The organism is Flavobacterium sp. NKUCC04_CG (assembly GCF_019345525.1).
In the GTDB taxonomy this organism is placed as follows: Bacteria; Bacteroidota; Bacteroidia; order Flavobacteriales; family Flavobacteriaceae; genus Flavobacterium.
The window spans coordinates 109,102-134,033 of record NZ_JAHKRA010000006.1; the positions used below are offsets into that span (position 1 = coordinate 109,102).

22 protein-coding genes and 1 tRNA gene are annotated in these 24,932 nt (G+C 34.0%); 9 read left to right on the forward strand and 14 right to left on the reverse strand.

Going from position 1 to position 24,932, the window contains the following annotated elements:
- Position 1 precedes the first annotated feature (1 nt).
- Positions 2-823, forward strand: coding sequence for an OmpA family protein (locus KO524_RS06620; protein WP_219292091.1), 822 nt, complete (start codon positions 2-4; stop codon positions 821-823).
- A 14-nt stretch (positions 824-837) separates the two neighbouring features.
- Here KO524_RS06620 and KO524_RS06625 read toward each other — a convergent pair whose 3' ends face one another.
- From KO524_RS06625 to pgk, 4 genes are read right to left on the reverse strand one after another with little or no spacing between them, the layout of a single operon-like run.
- A complete protein-coding gene (locus KO524_RS06625) occupies positions 838-1,299 on the reverse strand; it encodes a GNAT family N-acetyltransferase (protein WP_219292094.1) in 462 nt (153 codons plus the stop codon).
- A complete protein-coding gene (locus KO524_RS06630) occupies positions 1,292-2,272 on the reverse strand; it encodes a DUF4837 family protein (protein WP_219292098.1) in 981 nt (326 codons plus the stop codon). Before KO524_RS06630 ends, KO524_RS06625 begins: the two co-directional genes overlap by 8 nt.
- Positions 2,273-2,288: 16 nt before the next feature.
- The gene (locus KO524_RS06635; protein ID WP_219292100.1) at positions 2,289-3,794 is read right to left on the reverse strand and encodes a lytic transglycosylase domain-containing protein; all 1,506 of its coding nucleotides are present in this window, start codon (positions 3,792-3,794) and stop codon (positions 2,289-2,291) included.
- 53 nt (positions 3,795-3,847) lie between these two features.
- The gene (gene pgk / locus KO524_RS06640; RefSeq protein ID WP_219292103.1) at positions 3,848-5,038 is read right to left on the reverse strand and encodes a phosphoglycerate kinase; all 1,191 of its coding nucleotides are present in this window, start codon (positions 5,036-5,038) and stop codon (positions 3,848-3,850) included.
- A 303-nt stretch (positions 5,039-5,341) separates the two neighbouring features.
- Between pgk and KO524_RS06645 the strand changes: the two genes are divergently transcribed.
- The 3 genes from KO524_RS06645 (at position 5,342) to KO524_RS06655 (ending at position 8,406) form a co-directional block, all read left to right on the forward strand.
- On the forward strand, positions 5,342-6,493 hold the full coding sequence (locus tag KO524_RS06645) for an FAD-dependent monooxygenase (protein WP_219292106.1): 1,152 nt from the start codon (positions 5,342-5,344) through the stop codon (positions 6,491-6,493).
- Between the two features lie 53 nt (positions 6,494-6,546).
- Positions 6,547-7,695: a DNA polymerase III subunit delta' gene (locus KO524_RS06650; RefSeq protein WP_219292296.1), complete on the forward strand. Its 1,149-nt coding sequence runs from the start codon at positions 6,547-6,549 to the stop codon at positions 7,693-7,695.
- A 321-nt stretch (positions 7,696-8,016) separates the two neighbouring features.
- Positions 8,017-8,406 carry a DoxX family protein gene (locus KO524_RS06655; protein ID WP_255555169.1) on the forward strand — a complete coding sequence of 130 codons (390 nt, stop codon included), beginning with the start codon at positions 8,017-8,019 and terminating at the stop codon, positions 8,404-8,406.
- Between the two features lie 66 nt (positions 8,407-8,472).
- Here the strand turns inward: KO524_RS06655 and KO524_RS06660 are convergent, their stop codons facing one another.
- From KO524_RS06660 to ybeY, 5 genes are all read right to left on the reverse strand, one after another.
- Positions 8,473-10,743, reverse strand: coding sequence for a helix-turn-helix domain-containing protein (locus KO524_RS06660; protein WP_219292109.1), 2,271 nt, complete (start codon positions 10,741-10,743; stop codon positions 8,473-8,475).
- Positions 10,744-10,834: 91 nt separating this feature from the next.
- On the reverse strand, positions 10,835-11,419 hold the full coding sequence (locus KO524_RS06665) for an OmpH family outer membrane protein (RefSeq protein WP_219292112.1): 585 nt from the start codon (positions 11,417-11,419) through the stop codon (positions 10,835-10,837).
- 924 nt (positions 11,420-12,343) lie between these two features.
- Positions 12,344-13,192, reverse strand: coding sequence for a class I SAM-dependent methyltransferase (locus tag KO524_RS06670; protein ID WP_219292115.1), 849 nt, complete (start codon positions 13,190-13,192; stop codon positions 12,344-12,346).
- A gap of 81 nt (positions 13,193-13,273) precedes the next feature.
- Positions 13,274-15,151 (reverse strand): tRNA uridine-5-carboxymethylaminomethyl(34) synthesis enzyme MnmG, encoded by a 1,878-nt coding sequence (gene mnmG / locus KO524_RS06675; RefSeq protein WP_219292116.1) that lies wholly within the window; start codon positions 15,149-15,151, stop codon positions 13,274-13,276.
- Between the two features lie 42 nt (positions 15,152-15,193).
- Complete coding sequence (gene ybeY / locus KO524_RS06680; protein WP_219292118.1) at positions 15,194-15,613, reverse strand: rRNA maturation RNase YbeY; 420 nt, start codon at positions 15,611-15,613, stop codon at positions 15,194-15,196.
- A gap of 1,244 nt (positions 15,614-16,857) precedes the next feature.
- On the opposite strand from ybeY, the gene gltX reads away from it, so the two are divergent.
- The 3 genes from gltX (at position 16,858) to KO524_RS06695 (ending at position 20,394) form a co-directional block, all read left to right on the forward strand.
- The gene (gene gltX, locus KO524_RS06685; protein WP_219292121.1) at positions 16,858-18,369 is read left to right on the forward strand and encodes a glutamate--tRNA ligase; all 1,512 of its coding nucleotides are present in this window, start codon (positions 16,858-16,860) and stop codon (positions 18,367-18,369) included.
- A 59-nt stretch (positions 18,370-18,428) separates the two neighbouring features.
- Positions 18,429-19,385: a hypothetical protein gene (locus tag KO524_RS06690; protein WP_219292124.1), complete on the forward strand. Its 957-nt coding sequence runs from the start codon at positions 18,429-18,431 to the stop codon at positions 19,383-19,385.
- 70 nt (positions 19,386-19,455) lie between these two features.
- On the forward strand, positions 19,456-20,394 hold the full coding sequence (locus tag KO524_RS06695) for an SPFH domain-containing protein (protein ID WP_219292126.1): 939 nt from the start codon (positions 19,456-19,458) through the stop codon (positions 20,392-20,394).
- A 340-nt stretch (positions 20,395-20,734) separates the two neighbouring features.
- On the opposite strand, the gene KO524_RS06700 is transcribed toward KO524_RS06695, so the two are convergent.
- From KO524_RS06700 to KO524_RS06715, 4 genes are all read right to left on the reverse strand, one after another.
- Positions 20,735-20,980, reverse strand: coding sequence for a DUF6327 family protein (locus KO524_RS06700; RefSeq protein WP_219292129.1), 246 nt, complete (start codon positions 20,978-20,980; stop codon positions 20,735-20,737).
- Between the two features lie 5 nt (positions 20,981-20,985).
- Positions 20,986-21,336, reverse strand: a complete 351-nt coding sequence (locus KO524_RS06705; RefSeq protein WP_219292132.1) for a competence protein — start codon at positions 21,334-21,336, stop codon at positions 20,986-20,988.
- Positions 21,337-21,348: 12 nt separating this feature from the next.
- Positions 21,349-21,684: a YtxH domain-containing protein gene (locus KO524_RS06710; protein WP_219292134.1), complete on the reverse strand. Its 336-nt coding sequence runs from the start codon at positions 21,682-21,684 to the stop codon at positions 21,349-21,351.
- Positions 21,685-21,821: 137 nt separating this feature from the next.
- Positions 21,822-23,504 (reverse strand): glutamine--tRNA ligase/YqeY domain fusion protein, encoded by a 1,683-nt coding sequence (locus KO524_RS06715; protein ID WP_219292137.1) that lies wholly within the window; start codon positions 23,502-23,504, stop codon positions 21,822-21,824.
- 139 nt (positions 23,505-23,643) lie between these two features.
- Here KO524_RS06715 and folB point away from each other — a divergent pair, with 139 nt between their 5' ends.
- Both folB and KO524_RS06725 read left to right on the forward strand, forming a co-directional pair.
- Positions 23,644-24,003: a dihydroneopterin aldolase gene (folB, locus tag KO524_RS06720; protein ID WP_219292140.1), complete on the forward strand. Its 360-nt coding sequence runs from the start codon at positions 23,644-23,646 to the stop codon at positions 24,001-24,003.
- Between the two features lie 82 nt (positions 24,004-24,085).
- Positions 24,086-24,156, forward strand: a tRNA-Cys gene (locus tag KO524_RS06725).
- Between the two features lie 34 nt (positions 24,157-24,190).
- On the opposite strand, the gene KO524_RS06730 is transcribed toward KO524_RS06725, so the two are convergent.
- Complete coding sequence (locus KO524_RS06730; protein ID WP_219292143.1) at positions 24,191-24,871, reverse strand: LysE family translocator; 681 nt, start codon at positions 24,869-24,871, stop codon at positions 24,191-24,193.
- Between the last annotated feature and the right edge of the window lie 61 nt (positions 24,872-24,932).

A 24,932-nucleotide genomic window follows, 5' to 3' on the forward strand; every position in this document is an offset into this window, starting at 1 on the left:
GATGAAATATTGCAGTTGTATCATAGTATTTGTTGTGTATTTGCTGAGCTTAACTGCATCGGCACAAGAAGACAACATTCATTCTATTTATTTCGATTTTGACCAACATTTAATTAAACAAAAAGAGCAACAACTGCTCTTAGAATATATCAAAGATCTCGATACGGTTTCCCTGGAAGCCATCGAGATCTTTGGCTATTGTGACGACCGTGGTAAAGACGATTACAATTTTAAACTATCGCAACAAAGAGCCAATGCCATCAAAGATTTTATAGTACATCAAGGCATTCGTACTAAGGTCGTCATTACCATTGAAGGCAAAGGTCGTGTTCTTATCGACCAAGACTACGTCAAAGATGTGTCCGCAGTGCGACAGAAAAACAGAAGGGTCGATTTGATCTTAAATTTTAAACAGATTCCATTTGAAAAACAACCCGGTGTTTATACTGAATTTCCCGATACGGTAGTTGAAGGAGATCGCATTATATTACAAAACGTTTATTTTGAACAAGGCAATAGTAAATTAACGCCAAAAGCGAAAAAAGCCTTACGCGATGTTGCCAAACACATGCGTAAAAACAAGGAATTTAACTTTGAGATTCACGGGCATATCTGTTGTACTCCCAAACGATATAAAGAAACCTTTGATAGAAGTACAAATAAACGCGAATTATCGTCTAACAGAGCCAAAAACGTCTATCTGTTACTCACACAGCTCAAGGTACCTAAAAACCGCCTAAAGCATTTCGGGTGCGGCAACCAATACCCTTTAAACCTCACTCCCGACTTGGACCGAAGAGTGGAGATTTTGATTACTAAATAAAATAAATACGCCAATTAACCCACCACACGCCTCATGTGAATATGAGGAATGTCATCTTCCAAATACATCTCAGAAATTTTAACAAAACCGTGGCCTTCATAAAATTTCTGTAAATATTCTTGAGCGGAGATATCGGTTGTTTGAACTTGATATTCCGTTTCAATTTGTTCCAAACACTGCTTGATCAATTGATGACCCAGTCCAAAACTTCTGTATTTTGGATTGACAATGACCCTACCAATAGAAGCGGCATTATCAAAATAAATACCTAGATCAAATATACGCGCGTAGGAGGCCAAATCGTCACCTTTCCATATCATCAAGTGTTCCGCATCGAAATCCTTGTCGTCTATGTCTCCATAAACGCAATTTTGCTCTACTACAAACACCTCACTTCGCAATTGAAGTATTCTATATACTTCGATTGGCAATAAGTCCTTAAATGGCTTTATTTCGATTCTAAAATCGTCATTCATGAAATTTAATGGTTTTAATTATGGCTTCCAATTCAAATAGCAAATCGCGTTTGGAATTGGACGGATGGTAGGTAAAGCCTTCTACAAAGAGGTAACGGTCATAATATTCATCTTTAAACACATAACAAATATAAGGCCCGTTCATAAAACTGTTCTTGATATCCCAGGTCCCCCGCAGTTCCTTAACCTGCATTTGATCGAGTACTACATTTTTAATAAAAGGGGAATATCCCTCATCGGTTTTCATAAATGAACCAGCAACGGTTCCGTGAATATAAGCTTCCCCTATAGAGTCTTTGACTTGAATGATGTTACTAATTTTGTCGTTGCCGTTCTCAATTCGCGAAATAGGCACTTCATAAAACAGCAAATTACTATTTCCAGAAGCGAGATTTTTTTTTAACCAAATAAAATCGTCCTTTTCAAAAACGAATTTGTAATCATTAGGTATCATCATTTTAACCCCAAAAACAGCTGTAATCCGTTGGATATCCAACTTTGCACCACGGTTCAAAGCGTGTTGCATTTCGTTTAATTCTAATTTCTTAATGGTCGAAACAATGGAGTCGATATTAACTCTAAACTCATCGACCATTTCATTATACGATGGTGCATTGATAGTAAAGATATTTTGGGGTGTTGCATATTTACTTCGTTCCAAAGTAAACAAACAATTCGATTTATCTGAAAAAACGATAATATTTCGAGCCAATCTATTTTTATCGACAAAAATTCTCGGAGAAAATTGAATGATATCAAATTGCGGCTCCTCTTGGGATAAACCGTCTATAGATACAGCTAAATACTTCCTAATACTGTCTCCAGCACTTCCGATCCATAACGAATCATTCATAATCAAAGTCAAGTAATTGTATTTTCCGACTGAATCCGGTAATCGACCTGGATGTACTATACGGTTTTCCTTACAAGCTAAAGCGAGAAAGAATATGCATACAATCAGAATTTTTTTCACTTGACTTTAATGGTTTTTATCCGTCAATACGCAATTTCATACCGGGATGAATGCTTTGACCTTCTTTTAAATTATTGATTTTTTTTAATTGTCCTATAGAAACACCGGGATGTTTTTTAGATATGGAATACAAGGAATCCCCATTTTTAACGGTATATACCTTTTGACCTTTGGATGCAGAACTCGTATTGGCAATATTGGCAACCAAAGCACCAACTTTTAATTTCTTACCGGGATGAATCGCATTGGAATTCAAACTGTTCCATTTTTTTATTTGTGCTACTGTAATACCGTATTTATTTGCTACAACGCCCAAGCTTTCGCCATTTCTTACGGTGTGATAAGTCGGTTTAATATCACTAGACACAAGCGCAGTAGTGGTTTCTAAAGCGAAGTTAGGTTTTTCTATTTTATCATCCTCATGGTCGATATAAGCATATATCTTATCTTCATTAGAAGCAAATAAACCGATTTTGTTAATAGGCAATCTCAAAAAATGATTTTTCCCTGAAACAAAAGGAACCTCTTTAAGCTTATAGGTTGGGTTTAAAAACTCGATTTCATGTGATGAAATTTCTAACAGTGATGAAATTTGTTCAAAAGACATGCGTTTTTTAACGGCAATTGTGTCGGTTTGAGCCAATAAAGCAGGCGAATCGTTAGCAATTATCCCGTGTTCTTTTCCGTATTCAAAGATATACATTGTAGCAAAAAAAGCTGGTAAATACCCTTGGGTTTCCTTGGGTAAATTTTTTCTGATATTCCAGTAATTGGTATATCCACCCGAGCGTCTTATAGCTTTAGAAACATTTCCTGGTCCAGCATTATAAGAGGCTAACACCAAATCCCAATCGCCAAAAATAGCATATAAATCAGACAAATACTTTGCAGCAGCTTCGGAAGACTTTAAAGGATCTGAACGTTCATCAACAAAAGAATTAACTTCCAAACCGTATTGTTTTCCAGTCGGATACATAAATTGCCAAAGCCCTGTAGCACCCACTCTTGATCGAGCAACCGGATTTAAGGCCGATTCTACTATCGCTAAATACTTTACTTCTAAGGGAACATCGTATTTTGACAGATGCTCTTCAAACATAGGGAAATAGTATTCTGCCAATCCCATCAAGCGTGCATATGATTTTTTACGGTTCTTTAAAAAAGACTTGATTACGCGCTCTAAAGATTCGTTATATTCAATCTTAAAAGGAGATTTTTGATCGAGTAATTGAAGTCGTTGTTTTAACAATTCCGTAGGTAACTCGTCAAAACTCACTTCTTCATCTCTATACACATTACTGATATCCGATTCCATTTCTTCGAACAAATCAAGACTAACAAGTTCTTTAGTCATGCGTTCTTCAATACACTTACTAACCGAATGATTGACAAATGTTTTTTTGATGGAATCTAAATACGAAATGGTAATTTCTGCATTTTTGTTGTCGTTTTCCGAATGATTCTGAGCGAAAGCTCCAACGGAAAACAAACCTAATAGAAGGGTTGATACTTTAAAATTCATGCTTAACGTTTTGTAATAGAGCGGTAAACGGTACCGCTCTATTAATGATGTGTTTAATTGTTTTCGATAGCGGCTATACCCGGCAATGTCTTTCCTTCCAACATTTCCAACATAGCTCCACCACCAGTAGAGACATAACTCATTTTTGATTCAAGACCAAATTGCTTTACTGCTGCAACCGAATCGCCTCCTCCAACTAAAGAGAATGTACCGGATTGGGTAGCTTCTGCAATATAATTTCCCAAGGAAATTGTTCCATTCGAAAATTTTTCAAGTTCAAAAACCCCAAGAGGTCCATTCCACAAAATAATTTTCGATTCTTTTATAATCGGTTTTAATAGCTCCAAAGTTTTTGGACCTGCATCTAAACCTTGCCATCCGTCAGGAATTTCATCGACGTTGACTATTTTTATTTGAGCTTCATTTGAAAAAGCATCGGCAGCAATAACATCTACCGGCAAATGAATCTGTACATTTTTTTCTTTGGCTTTTTGAATGATTTCCAAGGCCAATTCCATTTTATCGTCCTCGCAAATAGAACTTCCAATATTTCCGCCTAAGGCTTTAATAAAGGTAAATGCCATTCCACCACCGATGATCATATGATCGATTTTATCCAAGATATTCTCTATAATCGTTATTTTAGATGAAACCTTAGAACCGCCCAAAACTGCGGTAACCGGCTTTTCAGAACTGTTTAAAACTTTCTGAATGCTCTCAATTTCTTTTGCCAACAAATAACCAAAAGTTTTGTTCTCTGGAAAAAATTGCGCAATAATCGTTGTTGAGGCATGGGCACGATGTGCCGTCCCAAATGCATCGTTGATATAAATATCTCCTAAACGGGATAATTGCTCTGCAAAAGAAACCGTTCCTTTTTCTTCTTCCTCGTGAAAACGCAAGTTTTCCAATAAAAGTATAGAACCCGCAGCACTATTTTTTACTGCTGTTTCTACTTCACTACCAACACTTTCATTTAAAAAATGTACCGGCATACCCAAAACCTCTTCTGTTTTTGCCACTATATGTTTTAACGAATATTTTTCTTCAACTCCCTTTGGTCTGCCTAAGTGCGACATCAATATGGCTGTTCCACCATCTTGAATAACCTTGAGAATCGTAGGCTTTGCAGCTTCAATTCTATTCGCATCAGTTACGTGGAAATCCGCGTCTAAAGGCACGTTAAAATCAACTCTAATCAGTACTTTTTTATCTTTAAAATTAAAATCGTTAATGGTTTTCATTTTATAATTTAATGGGGTTGAGTTATAGAAATTTCACAAATATAAACTTTTTTAGTTTTTAAATAACTGATTTATACCCAAGCGGAATTTTAAAAACAGCATTTTAAGATTTTAAGATTTATTTAAGAAGGCTAAAATTCCTCGACTACCGACTGGCCAAAATTCAGATATAGAACAACTTGAAACCCATAATTATCTTTTTAATTTTTACCTTTGTTTACTATTAATTGCCTTTAATACAAGCCGGTATAGGTTCTTTAATTTTAAATATTTTAACTTACAATTATTTCCTAAATTTCTAATATGCCTAAACACTTTATCATTATTGGTGGTGGAATCGCTGGTCTTACTACGGCAATCAGTTTAAAGCAACTGGGACATACCGTTAAACTATACGAATCAAAACCCAACATACACGGATTGGGAGCCGGACTAGGACTTGCGGCCAATGCCATGAAAGCACTTGAATATCTTGGTTTAGCCCAAGCACTCATCCCCTTAGGTAATATGTTGCGCTCTCTAACCATTAAGGATGCAAAGGGTTATCCCATTTTTGAAGCCAATACCGAATTGGTAAAAAACGGATCTGCTGACAATTTTAGTATACACCGCAAAGTACTGATTCAATATCTATATGAAAAACTTGATGAAGCCGATACCGAAGTCAATAAAAAATTGATTAAGTTGGTACAAACTGATCGAAAAGTACAGCTAACTTTCGCTGATGGAACACAAGCCAGTGGAGATTATTTAATTGGCTGTGACGGTGTTGGGTCTGCGGTTCGACTCCAATTATTACCGCAATCCAAACCGCAGTATGCCGGATATACTTGTTGGAGAGCCATTACCCCGAATCCCAATATTATCGTTGAAGATGGTACCGAAATTTGGGATAAAGCCGGGCGTTTCGGATTTGTTCCTTTAGTTGGAAATCTAATTTATTGGTATGCTTGCATCAATACCACCACAGAAAATTACCATACCGTAAAGTCTTATGGCATAACCGAACTCCTAACTAATTTTAAAGATTTTTATAACGATATTCCACACATTATTGCACATACCTCAGACGCAGACTTAATTCAAAGCGATATTTTAGACATCCAACCCCTTAAGCAATTTGCCTTTAATCGGGTTTTACTTATAGGCGACGCAGCACATGCAACCACACCAAACATGGGACAAGGAGCATGTATGGCTATAGAAGACGTAGCCGTGTTGATACACGAATTACATCTGGAAAAAAATCCGGTAGTGGCTTTTGTAAATTTTGAGAAAAAACGATTAAACCGAACGAAAAGCGTCATTACAAAATCCAAGCAAATCGGATGGATTGCCCAATTGGAATCGCCGATTTTATGTCGAATTAGAGATTCCTTTTTTAGGTCATTACCCCAGTCCTTTGCAAAACATCAAATGCAAAAACTATTAAATACCGATATTTTTAACCCCTAAAACTTGACTGATTATCGTTTTTCTAAATCGGGTTTTTGGATTATATTTGTGCTATGCAGTTTTCAGAAATAATCGGTCAACAACACCTTAAGAATCATTTGATTCAAAGTGCTTCATCGGGTCGTATTCCACACGCCCAATTGTTTATTGGTCCTGATGGTTCGGGTACTTTACCTATAGCTATAGCTTATGCGCAATATCTATTGTGTAAAAATACCGGTTCCGAAAATGAAGGCGGTTCCGATTCCTGTAATTTAAAGTTTAAATCCTTAGGACATCCCGACTTGCATTTTGTGTTTCCAGTTGCCACAACCGATGCCGTAAAGAAAAATGCTACGAGCGACAGTTTTATAGAAACTTGGCGGAATTTCATTATTGAAAATCCGTATGCCAATTTATTTGATTGGTATAATCATATCGATATTCAAAACAAACAAGGACAAATCGGTGTAGACGAAGCACAGGAAGTGCTTAAAAAATTAGCCTTAAAATCTTACGAAGGGGGATATAAAGTAATGATTATTTGGATGGCGGATAAGTTAAATGTGGAAGCCTCCAATAAATTATTAAAACTCTTAGAAGAACCACCTGCTAAAACGGTCTTTATTTTAATCGCTGAAAACGAAAAAACGATTATTCAAACGATTTTGTCGCGTTGTCAAATTTTAAAATTTCCGGCCTTAACCGCAGTAGACATAGAAACTGCTTTAATAGAAAAACAGCAGTGTTCGCCTTCTTCAGCAACCTTAATTTCTAGACAGGCTCAAGGAAACTTCAACAAAGCTTTGCATCTTTACAAAAACACTAACGATGGTTTGCCTTTTGAAAACTGGTTTGTACAATGGGTACGCGCTGCTTTCCGAGCTAAGGGAAATGCGGCGGTTATTCAAGATTTAATTTTGTGGAGCGAAGAACTATCCGCCTTGGGACGTGAGTCTCAAAAACAATTTTTGGAATTTTGTATAGAACTTTTCAGACAGGCTTTGCTAATCAATTATCAAGCACCCGAATTGGTCTATTACCAAACAACGGTCGAAAAATTTAAATTGGAAAACTTTGCACCTTTTGTAAATAATTCCAACATCAACGAAATTTTTGAAGAGTTATCCGAAGCCATTTACCACATTGAACGCAACGGGAATCCCAAAATGATTTTTACGGATTTATCGATTAAATTGACTCGACTGATTCATCAAAAATAACTTACTTCCCTTAAAAAAATCCGTGTTAGTAAAGAAAACGCCCAACTATAGCGAACTATATTCCTGTTTTTTAAACAGCAAAAGCAGTTGTTTTACTGTTAGCAACCACGTCAATCCTCAAAATACAAGCAATCATTTTTTTATAAAAGCTTCATCCGATGCCATATAGCTTAATGATTTTTCGGTTTTATAATAAAAAACAATCTCTATTTGAATTATTATTAAAAAATATTAATTTTAATAATATATTTAATGGATAAAAGATGCTTCCTTAAGAATCATTTGTAGAGGCTAATTAACTAATTAATTTTAATTCAATTTATGGATAGTACAATGGTTTTTGGGATGTTGATGATGGGTTATTTTGTAGTGGTTTTTGTTCAATCTGGACTCGATAAAATTATGGATTGGAAGGGAAACTTACTGTGGCTTACTCCTCATTTCAATGATACCATTTTTGAAAAACAAGTTCCCCTTGCCTTGGGAATAGTCACTTTTTTAGAATTATTTACCGGTTTAATCAGTCTGATTGGTTTATTGGATATGATTATTTTTTCATCAATTATATTCGCTTTTCTCGCTTCGGTATTGGCTTGTATTACCTTTTTATTTTTACTATTTGGACAACGAATGGCCAAGGATTACGAAGGAGCAAAAACCATAGTGATTTATATGATTCCGGCATTATTGGCTGTCTATTTTTTAACCTAAGCAAGACCCCATCTTTTAATTGTTTAACTAAAATAAAAGTCTTCGCTTTTTTAAGTGGTTGCCTTTTTAAGAAATCGATGCTTTAAACAATCGAAGCTCTTCCCAAGTATATTTATTACCTACTTTTTCTTTGATTTCGGATAAACTCAATTCGGTATTGGCATCCATGATTTTTTTCAATGCAGCTATCCGTTCATTCGGAAGTATATCACTAATTTCAACGCTTTTTTGTGCAATTAGTTTGGCCATATGACCGTATATGGTTTGTACTGTCAATTTTCTAATTTCGGCAATCTCTTCAATTTTCTTAGCTTCTCTCCAGAGTTCTAAAGTGATTTCTGTGGTTTGTTTTTTGGTCGTTTTTTTCTCTTTTTCTGGTCTTTCGTAGTAACCTTCATCCTCATCGTCTTCATCTAAATCCAGGTTTCCCGTGCGCAGTATTTCAGCTATGGCAACCAAATGATTGATACGGTATTCTCCTATCGTAAGGGAAGATAAATTTTCTTTGCTGATTTCCTTGCCTTCTGATAGTGCCTTCATCAATAATTGCGCCTTCATCAATTGCAAAATCGCTTTGATAAAACCATTCTCTAAATCGGATAACTCTTCGAAAAAAGCTTTCATTTTTTTCATCTTCTTTACACGAGTGACCGTAAATAAAATTTCAAAAACCATACGATCTAACTTCGGAAAAAAATAAGCGTAAGCCTTTTCAAACCGCTCTTTTACAAACGCAAAATCATGTGGTTCAGCGTGGAACAATTGATGCAATTGATTGACAAATTTTTCGGAATGAATTAATAATCCATCCATGGTTTGCGATTGTACTTGTGCCCAAGCTTCAAACTGTTTCTTTTTACTGCGATCCGTTTCCGATATATAAGTTTGTAAATGCTGACGCCATTGGGTGGACAATTCAAACCATGAAAAACTTTGAACCAGGTATTTATAAATAAAAAACCGCGTAGAAGTATGTAACTCACTTTCTAATTTTTCCTGATTTGCCTTTTGATTGGCGTACTCCATAACGTCTGCATCATTTTGCAATCCATTCATCTGAATAGGATTTAGCAAAATAAGCCCTTCTAAGGAACGCAAACGCGAAAGAGCCACATAGGCTTGTCCTGGTAAGAAAACGCGCGATACATCTAATACAGCGCGGTCAAACGTCAAGCCTTGACTCTTGTGTACGGTGATTGCCCAAGCGAGTTTTATCGGATACTGCGTATAGGTTCCCAAGATCTGTTCTTGAATTTCCTTAGTATTGTTGTCAACGGTATATTTAATATTCTGCCACTCGTATTTTTCTACTTCGATGGTTTTGTTTTCTTCTGGAAAATGAACAAAAATTTCGTTGGCAGACAAGGACTGTATAACACCCATTTTACCATTGAAAAAATGCTTTTCAAAAGATAAATCGTTTTTAATAAAAATAATTTGAGCACCAACTTTTAGTGTCATTTTTGCCTCCAAAGGAAAAATCTTCTCCGGAAAATCACCTACTAATTCTGGATAATAAGTATAGGCCTTGTTTTTCAATTCTTGAAGGGCTTCTAAATTGATATTATCTGCCTTAGCATTATGCGTAGTTAAAGTAATATAACCCGCTTGTTTTTTTAAATCAAATTCCGGTTGTACAAATTCATTGAGTAAATCGACGTCTTTTTTAGTAACTTGATTGTTTCTTAAATTATTTAAAACACCGATAAAACGATCATCACTTTGACGGTATATTTTATCTAATTCAATGTATAATGGCGGGTTTTTCTGAATAACGTGCGAATGGAAAAAGAAATTTCCTCGATAATAATGCTTTAAAATTTCCCATTCTACTTGCTTAACCACTGGAGGTAATTGCAATAAATCGCCGATAAATAAAACTTGAACGCCACCGTAGGCCTGTTCGTTTTTACGTATCCGACGCAACATAAAATCCATCGCATCCAATACATCTGCACGTACCATACTCACTTCGTCAATAATCAGTAATTCTAAATTTTGAAATAAACTTTTACGGGTATTATTCATCATCAAATGACGACGCAACGATACTTGATTTTCAAACTTAACCGAATCAGAAAAAATAGGAACAGATTGAGAATCGGGTATAAATGCAGCAAACGGCAAATGAAAAAAAGAATGTATAGTAACACCACCTGCATTCAATGCAGCTATACCCGTTGGGGCAACTACTACTGCATTCTTGTGTGTGGTTTCAATGATTTGTTTAAGCAAAGTAGTTTTTCCCGTTCCAGCTTTACCGGTTAAAAAAATCGAACGATTGGTTTGATTGATAAATTGTAACGCATATTTCGCTTCCGTTGATATCCTTTTCATTTTGCCTTGGTATTGAGCCTACAAATTACCCTCTAAAAAAGGTACTAAAAAAATAAAACCTCCAATAATTGGAGGTTTTAAATATAAAAATTTATTTTTTAGTTTCTGTCTTTTTTTCATCTTTTGATTCAGAAGCAGTAGCTGTACCTTTATATTTTGAATTCAATTCTTTGACAATTTTTTCAGTCAAATCATATTCGTCTTTAGCATATAAAATAGTCGATGCATCTTCGGTTCCGTAAATGTATTCATAACCGTTTTTCTTACCGTATTCTTTTACATAGGTTTTGATTTTCTTAACAACCGAATCCATCTCCTTTCCACTCTCCATTTGCAAAGTCTGAACCATTCCTTGTTGTTTAGCTCCTAACTCTTGCTCTCTTCTTTGTAACTCTGCACCTTTTTGTTGAGCCCATGCCATTCCCTTTGCTTGTGCATCTCTTTGGAAACTTTGAGCTTCCGACTGAAATCTAGCTATATCACCTTCTAGTTCCTTACCCATTTCATCGGACTTGATTTTGTATTTCGATTCGATATCTTTAGTCTCTTCATATTCCTTCATCAATTTTTGTGTATCGATATACGCCGTTTTGTGTTCGCTTACGCTAGTCGTTGTTTTATCTGTACATGAAATTAATGTTGCAACCATGCCTAATACTAAAATGCTTTTTTTCATTTCTTTTTTTTTTATTTACTCGGTAAATGTAATAAAAACTTTTAACCTAAGTTAAAAATATTTTTACGCACGAAACCCCTCTATTTTTTAAACATAGATAATTCTAATAGGAAATCTAATTTAAATAGGAAAATTCTATTAAAAATGGATCAAAATAAAGGCTTTTAAGACACGTTTAGCTTTTATCTATATACTTTTACACTTGGCTTAGGAAACATTCAACAAGGTTCTTTAAATTCAATATTTACTTACAAATAGCCTTTTTTTAGTATTTTTATATAGGAACTATTACCATACACCCTAATGTTTTTTAAAAAGTATAATTCTATATAGAAATCCGTAAAATGAACTTTTTGCTTTTTAAATATCGACCAAAATTGTTCAACAACTTAAAAATCGTTTTTCCTTTATTTTTCGATTACTAAGAAATGGTTTCTTTTTTAAATTCAACTTACTTAATTGCGCATTACTTTTTTTACGCTTTTTTTAAAAGCTACCTTAGTTACTTCACTACCTCATACCCTAAAACGAGATTGCTTTAAATTTAAAAAAACTATTGGTTTTGCTTTTCCCTATTTTTGCAACTATAAAAAATCCTTTCAAAATAAAAATAAATACCGCAACACCGTCTCAATCGCATTGGAAAATCAAAATTTTAAAATAAAACTTTTGCCTCGTTTTATACATGTCCTCCATATTTTCAACATAAAAATTCAAACCTAAAAATGACCCATTTAAAAATACTACTGTAATTTCTAATTTTTATTTAGTTACTTCCATTGTAAAAAAGCAAACTGATAAATTTTTTATAACAATCCCATCATTTAAAAATTAGTATTGATAACAGTATTGGTCCATAAAAAAAGTCTGCCAATTTTGAGTTTTTCAAAATTGGCAGACTTTTAATGATGGCTATTTTAATTTCTATTTTTTCTGAATTTGATAAATGATAGATGAATACTGAAAATCTTTTTTTGCTTTTAAATTAGATTTTAATCCTATAAATAAAGCTTTAATAAAATTCATTTTACCGTGCTGATATTTTTCAGATAACAAGGAAACATAAAAACTATCAAAATACATAGGATGTTTCTTTACTATTTTAAAGTTAAAGGCATCCGTTAATTTGAACATGGATGCTTGAGAAAAATGCCACAAATGACGAGGTACATCATAAGCTGCCCAAAATTCTTTATAATGATTAGCGTCAAAAGATTCGTAATTGGGAACCGCAATAATAAGTACACCATCACTTTTTAATATTCTATAAAGGGTTTCCATTTGCATTTCTAAATCATATACATGTTCTAATACATGCCACATCGTAATTACATCCATAGAATTAGTTGCCACATCATCTAAGGAATCTACGAGCTTTATATTCTTTTGAGATAGTATTTTTTGTGCGTTAGAATTGGGCTCAAATCCTAAAGTATCCCAACCTCTTTTTTTAGATTCCAATAAAAAGTCGCCAGTACCTGCCCCTATATCCAATAGTTTCCCAGGCTGTTTCTTATGGCTATTAATCAATTTTATTTTATTGTGAATTGCTTTCTTTTTTACCATTTGGTAAATTTTCTCAAACCAATTCCGCTGACTATCGGTATGTGAAATATAATCTTCACTTTCATAATATCGATTCAAATCCTCTTTTAAGGGTTTCGGAAATGTTTTTAAAAATCCATATTTTTCATCTTGAATCAACTCAAAAGATTCTTTAGAAACGGAATTATCCTTTACAGCTATATAGGTTATAGTCTCTTTTTGCTTCATCTTAAAAAACTTTTTTAAACTCAAAAAGTGTAAAATTATCTTTTACACTTTTTAAAATTGCATATTGTTTCACGTGGAACATTAACGACCCATATGAATTAATAGAATAGATATATCTGTTGGGGTTACCCCACTAATTCTAGACGCTTGAGAAATACTAACCGGTCTAATCTTCTTTAATTTCTCACAAGATTCATAAGATAAAGACTTGATTTTATCATAATCAAAATTCTCAGGAATACGTACATCTTCTAAACGAGTCAGCTTATCTGCATTATTCTTTTCCTTTTCAATATAGCCAGAATACTTCACTTGAATCTCTGCTTGTTCAATAATTTCTTGGTCTAACTCGTGCTCATCAACATAAGCACGTACCTTAGCAAACTTCAACATATCTTCCAATTCCAATTGGGGACGTGAGAAAACCTTAAACATTTTATCCGCTTGAACCATCGGAGCAGAACCTTTTTCTAATAATATAGGGTTGGCCTCTTCCATCTTTACACTGGTTTCCTTAAAGAATTCTACAAAAGCTTCAGAAGCATTCTGTTTGATTTGCATTCTTTTTAAGCGTTCGTCAGAAGCTAAACCTAATGCATGCGACATCGGTGTTAATCTAAAATCAGCATTATCTTGGCGCAACAAAGTACGATATTCCGCTCTTGATGTAAACATTCTATACGGTTCCTCTGTACCTTTTGTAATTAAATCATCAATCAATACTCCAATATATGCCTCATTTCTCTTTAAAATAAATGGCTCACGCTCATTAACTTTTAAGTGTGCATTAATACCGGCCATCAATCCTTGAGAAGCTGCTTCCTCATATCCGGTGGTTCCGTTGATTTGTCCAGCAAAATATAAACCTTCAACCAACTTGGTTTCTAAAGTATGCTTTAATTGTGTAGGCGGAAAGTAATCATATTCGATAGCATAACCCGGTCTAAAAAACTTCACTTTCTCAAAACCAACCACCGAACGCAAAGCTTTAAACTGTACATCTTCTGGCAAAGAAGTTGAAAAACCGTTGATATAATACTCACAGGTTTTCCATCCCTCAGGTTCTACAAATATTTGATGACGATCTTTATCGGCAAATCTATTGATTTTATCTTCTATCGAAGGACAATATCTCGGACCTAAACTTTTGATCCGTCCATTAAACATAGGTGAACGATCAAAACCTTCACGCAACAAATCATGTACTTCTGGCGAAGTATAGGTCATGTGACAATCGCGTTGTTCAACCAAAGGTTTGGTTATATCTAAATAAGAAAATTTAGCTGGATTTACATCTCCAGGTTGTGGTTCCATTCTAGAAAAATCAAGTGAACGACCATCAACACGCGGTGGTGTTCCCGTCTTCATTCTACCAGAAGTGAATCCCATTTTTATCAAATCTTCTGTAATTCCAAATGAAGCACTCTCACCAGCTCTACCTCCTCCAAATTGTTTTTCACCAATATGGATCAAACCATTTAAAAAAGTACCGTTGGTCAATACAACAGATTTTGCTTTAATCACAATTCCAAGAGAAGTTTTTACTCCAACTATTTTGTGATTCTCAACGATAATACCAGAAATCATTTCCTGATAAAAATCTAAATTTTCTGTTCCCTCCAACATCAATCTCCAAGTTTCAGCAAATCGCATACGATCACTTTGAACACGTGGCGACCACATAGCTGGACCTTTTGATTTGTTCAACATCTTAAATTGAATTGCAGTTTGATCAGAAACAATTCCTGAATAACCACCTAGTGCATCAATTTCACGAACGATTTGACCTTTTGCAATTCCTCCCATTGCAGGATTACAAGACATTTGTGCAATGTTTTGTAAACTCATAGTAACCAATAAAGTTTTGGATCCCATGTTCGCCGCTGCTGCTGCTGCTTCCGAACCGGCATGTCCTCCACCTACAACGATTACATCATATATATCTTCAAATAAACTCATTGTTTCACGTGGAACATTTAATTAATAATTAAAAAAAGTGGTCTATTGTTCCACGTGGAACATTGACATTTTTTCATTTTCTTTTTCACGCATAATCATTTCATCTCGATCTGTCTTGTCTTTATAACCGCAATAATGCAAAACACCATGCGCCATCACACGACGTAACTCATCCATAAATAATACCTCGTAATCCGATGCATTATCCCGAACGCGCTCTATAGAAATAAACATATCCCCAGAAATAGAATCTCCTTCCCTATAATCAAAACTGATGATATCCGTTAAGGTATCATGATCCAAATATTGAACATTAATCTGATGCAAATATTCATCACCACAAAAAATATAATTTATGGTACCTACATTTAAATTCTCAGAAGCAATCAGCTTTTCTATCCATGCGGAATAGGCCGATTCATTTTCCAATTTAAAATCACACTCGTAATTAAAAGTAATCATACACAGGGAGTTAAATAATAAACCTAAAGGCGACAAAGTTACGATGAAAAATAAAAATTACAGGAAACCCTAAATAAAAAAAAAACTTAAATTAAAAAACACTTACTTAACTGTTATTCAATCACTTACATATATATAACTAAACTATACTAGATTTACAGCTCAAAATATAATTGCAATTACTTTCACAGCTAGAATTAATCACGAAAAACTAACTGCACTTCAAAATTTTTACCAACATCATGATTTGTTTTTAACAAAACCGAAGTTGATAACTAATCAATCTAACAAATCAAAACAAACAAGGCATTTCAAACTCTTACAATAGAATACGCTTTTAAAACTGCCAAGCATTGCTAAACAAGCTTATACGCAAATTACAAAACGGAATTAAATACATATTACATCTAATACTTCGGTACGAGATTGACTTAAAAAAAGATATTTTTTAAAAGTTAACGGCTTTAATAACTATGAGCTACATATTCACCTAAGTAAAATTATTATAGCGAACTTTGGGTATCGTCTATTATTTTAAAAATCCTATCAATCAGACTAACTGATTTTTTTATTAAACACTACTTATATCTAGTCAGTAGACTTCTTTTAAATTCTGTTTAAAAATTGTTATCAACATCTATATATAATAGAAAAAAAATATTTTTTAAAATTTAAATTTATTTCTTCTTCTAATTGTGTGTTAATAGCTACAATAACTTTTTGATGAAACTAGTAGATACTAACTTGTCATTAGTTATACACATTATTTAAAAAAGTATCTCATTGGTTTTAAATGAAGTGTTGTAGTTATCAACAACTATTGAATTTTTTTTTAGTAATAGAATTTTAATAAGTATTGTTGTGGATAAGTGTTGATAACTTCGAATTTATAACTCATAACAAAACAACAAATTTTAGAAACTAAATTTGGAATTCTAATTCGTGATTTTGATTAGAAAATATTTCCGAATAAACAAAAAACAGTTGTTGAAATCTATCCAAACTTATCAACATTCTATGTTAACATACAATTAACTGATGGTTAAGTAATTACTGATTTGAGTTAACAATGGATTTTAGACTTTTTAGTAGTCTTTATAATGGATTGATTATTAAGTGTTTAATTTTTATAAATGCAACAGAGTCCTTGTATAGGAGTAAATGGGGATTTGCATATTGAAAATTTAAAAATCCATTTATTGTCATGATTCATAATTGTATCTTTGTAAAAAATAATCAAGACCATGTCAAATGATGTTCGTGTGCGTTTTGCACCCAGTCCGACAGGACCTTTACATATAGGTGGTGTAAGAACCGCTTTATTCAATTATTTATTTGCTAAAAAGAATCAGGGCACCTTTTATCTTCGTATTGAAGATACCGATCAAAATAGATTTGTACCTGGAGCAGAAGCATATATATTAGAAGCTCTGGAATGGTTGGGAATACCTCCTGATGAAACCATAGGAAAAAATGAAAAATTTGGTCCATATAGACAAAGTGAACGAAAAGTATTATACAGAGAATATGCCAATCAATTGGTTGAAAAAGGTTGGGCGTATTATGCCTTTGATACCGCTGAAGCTTTAGATCAATTGCGTAAAGAGACAGAAGAGGCAGGCAAGACTTTTATTTATAATCATACCAATAGAGAAGTTTTAGAAACTTCGTTGCGATTGACGCCGGAAGAAGTGTCGTCCAAAATTGCAGCAGGTGATGAATTTGTTATACGTTTTAAAACGCCGACAGATCAAACCTTGCATCTAAATGATTTGATTCGAGGAGACATCAAGTTTGATACTAATTTATTAGACGATAAAGTATTGTTTAAAAGCGATGGTATGCCTACGTACCATTTGGCTAATATAGTAGATGACCATTTGATGGAAACATCACACGTCATTCGCGGTGAAGAATGGTTGCCTTCCCTACCCCTTCATGAATTGTTATATACTGCATTCGGATGGCAAGCTCCAAAATTTGCACACCTACCCTTGATTTTAAAACCGGTTGGTAACGGAAAATTATCCAAGAGAGATGGAGATAAGTTAGGTTTTCCTGTATTTCCTTTAAATTGGACCGATCCTGTTTCTGGGGAAAAATCGTCTGGATATAGAGAAAAGGGATTTTATCCAGAAACCGTCTTAAATTTTTTGGCGCTACTGGGATGGAATGACGGTACAGATCAGGAAATTTTTTCACTAGATGAATTGATTGAAAAATTTGATTTATCTCGCGTTCATAAGGCAGGAGCTAAATTTGATCCAGAAAAAAACAAATGGTTTAACCAACATTATTTGAAATTGCAATCGACCAACAGTTTGGCAGAGGAATTTCAAATTATATTAAAAGAAAAAAACATTGCAGTATCAACAGCATATGTTGAAAAAGTGGTTGATTTGGTTAAGGAGCGTGCGACTTTTGTCAGTGATTTTTATGATTTGTCTGATTTCTTTTTTGTTGCTCCTAAAGAATATGATAGCAAAGCTTTAAAAAATTGGAAAGAAGACACGAGTCAGTTAATGCGTGATACAGCAACTGTTTTGGATAAAATAGAGGATTTTACTTCAATACATATTGAGAACACGGTAAAAGAGTGGTTGGCAGTTGAAGAAATAGGCATGGGCAAAGTAATGCAGCCCTTGCGCTTAAGTCTAGTAGGTGCATTAAAGGGACCTCACTTATTTGATATTATTGAAATGTTAGGAAAAGTGGAAACTTTAGCTAGAATTAGTAAAGCAATTGAGTTAAACTAGTTTTTATTTTTCATATTTATTTATATTTTAGCGGTCATTAACAATTAACAATTATAAATATGAAAAAAATACTTTTATTTTCAATACTGTTTGCGTTGGTATTGGGAGGCTGTAGTAGTGATGATAGTACTCCACCAGTTCCGCCCAAACCAATATTGAAACAACTTGAATTGATTACGGCTCATACGACGGTAAAAGTAAATGACAAAGTAACTTTTACGGTCTTAGAAGACGGTACTGCTATAAATGATGCTGATATTTTTTCCAACGATGTTAAAATTGCTTACGAACACACATTTACGACAGCAGGTGAATATCAAATAATCGCAAAAAAAGCCAATGCCGCTGATAGTAAAATCATTACTATAGTTGTAGTAGAGCATAGTTTGGTATTAAGTGCTAATGTTTCGACTTCAAACATAAATGCTACGGTAACTTTTAAGGTAACAAAAGATGGTGAAACAGTAACGGATGCCGAAATCTTTGCCAACGACGTTAAAATTGATTATACACATGCATTTACAGTTGCGGGAGAATATAGTGTAATCGCTAAGAAGGCGAATCATACCGATAGTAATATACTTATAATAAAAGTAAAAGATGATCAAGTACCGCCTGGAGGAGATAGTAAATATTTAGGAAAATGGACACCTACAACGATTACCGCTACGATTTCTGGATTTCCAGTTCCGGGAGGTAATTTAGTTTATCCACATAAAGCGGGATGTGATCAAGATACGATTGAACTGAAAGTGGGTTATATGGCGGAGTTTATTTTACATGAAGATAATTGCACTGCAACAACAGCTACTGGACCTTGGTCAGAGGATGGAGAAATCCTTACGATGCCTATTTTTGGGGTGCCGGTAGAAGGAAAAGTAAAACTAATTACTGCCAACACGCTAATAGTCGAGATAGATGTTAATCGCTATAGCAATTTAGTAGAACAAATAGATTCAGAATTAGCTGGAATGATACTTCCGGGTATGAAAGCAGATATAAAATTCGTTAAATAAAAAAAAATCCTGCGAAAGCGGGATTTTTTTTATAATTTGCAAGTATTAATATTAATAACCGCCTTAAATTATGTTTTTACCCATTTTAGGATTTTTCCTATTAGTCATCATATTGACTTCATTCTTTACCGTTAAGCAACAATCGTCTGCTTTGGTAGAACGTTTTGGTAAGTTTAAGAGTATCAGACATTCTGGTTTACATTTTAAAATACCGATTATTGACCGTATTGCAGGAAAAGTGAATTTGAGAATTCAACAACTTGATGTAATTATTGAAACAAAAACTAAGGATAACGTATTTGTTAAGCTAAAGGTTTCTGTTCAGTTTAAAGTAATTCAAGAGAAAGTATATGAAGCTTATTACAAGTTAGAATATCCACATGATCAAATTACATCTTATGTATTTGACGTGGTTCGTGCAGAGGTTCCAAAATTAAAACTGGATGATGTTTTTGAACGTAAGGATGATGTTGCTGTAGCTGTAAAGAGGGAATTGAACGAAGCGATGACAACCTATGGTTACGACATTATTAATACTTTAATCACCGATATAGATCCGGATATTCAGGTTAAAAATGCGATGAATAGAATCAATGCTGCCGATCGTGAAAAAACGGCTGCAGAATATGAAGCAGAAGCAAGTAGAATTAGAATTGTTGCTAAGGCTAAAGCTGAGGCAGAATCTAAGAGATTGCAAGGTCAAGGTATAGCCGATCAGCGTCGTGAAATAGCTAGGGGTTTGGTAGAAAGTGTTGACGTTTTAAATAAAGTGGGTATCAACTCACAGGAAGCTTCGGCTTTAATTGTAGTAACCCAACATTACGACACCTTACAAGCCATTGGTGCGGATAATAACTCCAATCTAATCCTATTGCCAAATTCACCACAAGCGGGAAGCGATATGCTAAACAATATGGTGGCTTCTTTTACGGCTAGTAACCAAGTTGGTGAAGCGATGAAAAGAGCTCCTAAAAAGAAGAAAAATACATCTGAAGACGAAGAACTATAAACGAGTTAAGTAGATTTCTTATAACATTTAATACGAAAAACGCCTCAATCTGAGGCGTTTTTTTATATTATTAGTTGGCCATGCCAAAGGCATAGTCAAGCTGTTTCTGGGGAAAAAGCAATTCGTAATGGAAGCTATATTTTTAGAAGCATGTAGTTACGAGTAACCCACCTAAATATAATTAGGTCAATTAAAAGAGAATGAGACTTTTTTAATGGTCATGTATATACTTCATTCAGAATTATATAAAAATCACTTAAATCGCTTTAAAACACAAAAAAACGCCTCGATAATCGAGGCGTTTTATATCTGCAAAAAACTTTTCTATCCAAATGGGATATTAGGCTCTTTTTTTAAAGATAAATTTTAATAGCGTTGTAACTAGGAAAGTTTGTACGCCAGTGGAGTTTTTTAATAGCGAGCTCACCGTTCCAAAAGTATTTTTCAATATTTTAAAAGGTGTAAAACCCTCTTTTAAGTCATCGATTGATTGTACCATTCGGTGAAATTCCAATTCTCTTTGAACATCGAGGATTTCTAGTTCGCGATTGATTTCTTCTATAGAATTAAACTGTCTTTTCATCATAATGGTTAGTCGTTAAAGAAAATATCTGAGAATTTTCTAATCAATGGTTTCTCAATAATCAAATTTTTATAGTAATAAATCACTAAACTCAAAATTAAGTAAATCCCTCCGACGATCAAAAAACCTAGTGTAAAGCTTTCTAAAGATCGGCCAATAGCAAAAGCGGCAGCTATTGAAATAAATAAAAGAGTCAACATAGAGAACAAACTCAATAAAAAGAGTTTAAGCATAAAACTAGTAGCTTTAGTAATAACTTTGAATCCCCACAATTGGTAGAATTCTATATTACTATCAAGATATGCTTTCGCATTGCTCTTAATATCCCTGATATCCTCTTTTACTTCTTCAAATGCCATATCTAATTGTTATTATTTAGCGTTAGCTGCTTTGCTAGCTTCTTTTTTTAATTCAGCTAGTTTTTTCTCTAAAGCCGAAATAACATCTTCTGATTTTTTACCTGTAGTAGAAATCAATTCTTCAAAACCCTCTTCGAAATCGTGTTTTTTTCTTTCAACTACACCTTTAACTTGCTTTTTCAGTTCGTCAATTTTATCAGACAAACCATCTTTAGATTGGCTAAAACCTTTTTTAAGTTTTTTGCGCATTTTTGTTCCTTCTTCAGGAGCAAATAACATTCCTAATCCAGCTCCTACTGCCGCACCAGCTAGTACAGCAATAAATGTATTTCCTAATTGATTTGACATAACAATTTGTTTTTTTGATTAATAATATTATAAATCTAAATAGAATCTTTCAATTTTAGTGTTAACTACTAGTTAAAAAACAAAACATATTGGTTATAGAACAAATTTAATGATAGTAAACTTAACCGTGATTGAACTTATTTACTATCCAGTTTTGCCCAAGTATCTCTAAGTCCGACGGTTTTATTGATTACTAAGTGATTTTCGGTTGAATCCTGATCGACACAGAAATATCCCAAACGTTGAAATTGGAATTTATCACCAGCTTGAGCGCTTGCCAAACTCGGTTCCAAATAACCTTTGATTACGTTTAGTGAATCTGGATTGATATAGTCTTTAAAATCAACTTCCTTATTACCATCTGGGTTTTCATGGGTAAATAAACGATCATAAATTCTGACTTCCGCTTCAATGGCATGCGCAACAGAAACCCAGTGAATCGTTCCTTTTACTTTGCGTTTACTAGCTTCACTTCCACTTCCACTACGTGTTTCCGGATCGTAAGTGGCATGAATTTCAAGAATATTTCCATTGTCATCTTTTACAACGCTTTCGCCTTGTATGATGTAGCCATTTTTTAGACGTACTTCTTTTCCTAAAGTCAATCGGAAGTATTTGCTGTTGGCATTTTCCATAAAATCGTCTCTTTCGATATACAGTTCTCTGGAGAATGGAACTTTTCTAAAAGTCATGATTTCTTCTTCTGGATTGTTTTCAGCTTCTAACCACTCCACTTCATTTTCCGGATAATTGGTAATAATCAGTTTAACCGGATCTAAAACAGCCATAACTCTTGGAGTGATTTTATTGAGGTCTTCCCTTACGCAGAACTCCAATAAAGAGACATCAATAAGATTATCTCGTTTTGCAATACCAATGGTATGGGCAAAATTACGGATTGCATTTGGAGTATATCCCCTTCTTCTCATACCGGATATGGTTGACATTCTTGGATCGTTCCAACCCGTCACGTGACCCTCTTGGACCAATTGTAATAATTTTCTTTTACTTACTACAGTATGCGACAAATTTCGACGCGCAAATTCTCTTTGTTTGGGTCTCACTTTATTTGGATCTACAATTTGGTCTAAAAACCAATCGTATAATTCTCTATGTGGTAAAAATTCAAGGGTACAGAAAGAGTGAGAGATTTGTTCGATATAATCGCTTTCTCCATGTGCCCAGTCATACATCGGAAAGATACACCAATCCGTCCCTGTTCTATGATGTGATTTCTTGATGATTCTATAAATAATAGGATCACGCATCAACATATTGGAAGAGGTCATGTCAATTTTTGCTCTTAAGATATGGGAACCCTCTTCGAATTCGCCATTTTTCATACGCTCAAACAAATCGAGATTCTCTTCGACACTTCTATTTCTATTTGGTCCTTCAACACCGGGTTGGGTTGGAGTCCCTTTTTGTTTGGCCATTTCTTCTGAAGACTGATTGTCTACATAGGCTTTACCATCTTTGATTAAGTTGACTGCCCAATCATATAATTGCTGAAAATAATCTGAGGCATATACTTCTTCGCTCCATTTATAACCCAACCATTCCACATCATTTTTGATGGCATCTACAAATTCTTGTTCTTCTTTTGCAGGATTGGTATCGTCAAAACGCAAGTTTACTGGTGCGTTGTAATCTATACCTAAACCAAAATTTAAACAAATCGAACTCGCATGTCCAATGTGAAGATATCCATTGGGCTCTGGTGGAAAACGAAAATGTAATTTATCATTTGGCAAACCATTTTTTAAATCTTCTTCAATGATTTGTTCAATAAAATTCAATGATTTTTCTTTTGTTGACATAGATATATTATTATATAAGCAAAGGTATCAAAAAGTTAGAGATTCCCTTTACTGCTTTAGGTTTTTATTTGCTTTTGAAAGACTGATGGATACTAAAAATATCGTATTTTTAACTTCTTTTACTAAATAAACAAATGCTATGGGACTTATAAAATTAATAAACATTAGAACATTTTCTTTTCACGGATGTTTGGAAGAAGAAGGAAAAATTGGTTCGGATTACCGGATTGATTTAACGGCAAAGGCCGATTTCTTAAAAGCTGCGGAAACGGACGAACTGGCTATGGCAGTAGATTATGTGCATCTAAATAAAATTGTGGTAGAGGAAATGGCTATACGATCTAAACTTTTGGAGCACGTATGTCAACGAATTCTCAACCGAGTATTGCATGAAATACCGTTAATCGTTCACGTTAGAGTTGGCGTATCAAAAATAAACCCGCCGATTGGTGGTGATGTGGAAATGGTAACGGTTGAAATGGAGGAATTTAGAGCATAATCCCTTATTTATTTTTAAAAAGAAGATTTGATTCGCTTTGATTTTAAAAAATTATTAGTAAGTTTGCAACCCTAACACAGAGGGCATCGTGGCCGAGTGGCTAGGCAGCGGTCTGCAAAACCGTCAACAGCGGTTCGAATCCGCTCGATGCCTCAACAAAAAAGGAGATCTATAAGATCTCCTTTTTTTATTTCTTATTGTGATTGAATATAAAATTATTTTCAAGTAATTTTTCTTCCTTTGGGAAAACGCCTCTCGACATGATTACCAATCCAAATATTATCAGTAAAATACTACTTACTTTTTTGATTTTTAAAATATTTTCGGGTATTAGTTTTTTCCGCAATTGTTTAGCCAATAGAATTTTAAATACATCGGTAATAAAATAAGCGAGAATCACACAACTAAAAAAGAAGAGCATTCGATTGGGCTCCATCTCCATTTCGGGTCCTAAAGTGATAATGATGGCCAACCAAAATCCCAAAACCCCTACATTGATAAAGTTTAACAAAAAACCTTTTACAAAGAGATTAAAATAGTCTTTTTTGATTCTAATAGAATCTAATTTAATAACTTCTATAGATGTTTTTTTGAGTTTAAGAAAGGAAATGACACCATAGGTAATCATGATTACACCTCCAAATAAGTATAATGCCGGTTCGTCTTTAATGCTGTTGATCAGTCTAAAACTGCTGAAATAAGCAATCGCGATAAATACAATATCGGCTAAAATTACTCCAAAATCAAAGGACATCGCAGCTCGAAAACCCTTGGTTATACTTGTTTCAATTAAAATAAAAAAAACAGGTCCGATCATAAAACTCAGGAAAAAACCTAAGGATATACCCGTTAATAAGTTGTCAATCATTGTAGTAAAGTAAAAATGCCAATGTTAAATTGGCATTTATTGAAATGGTTTGCAAGTTAAA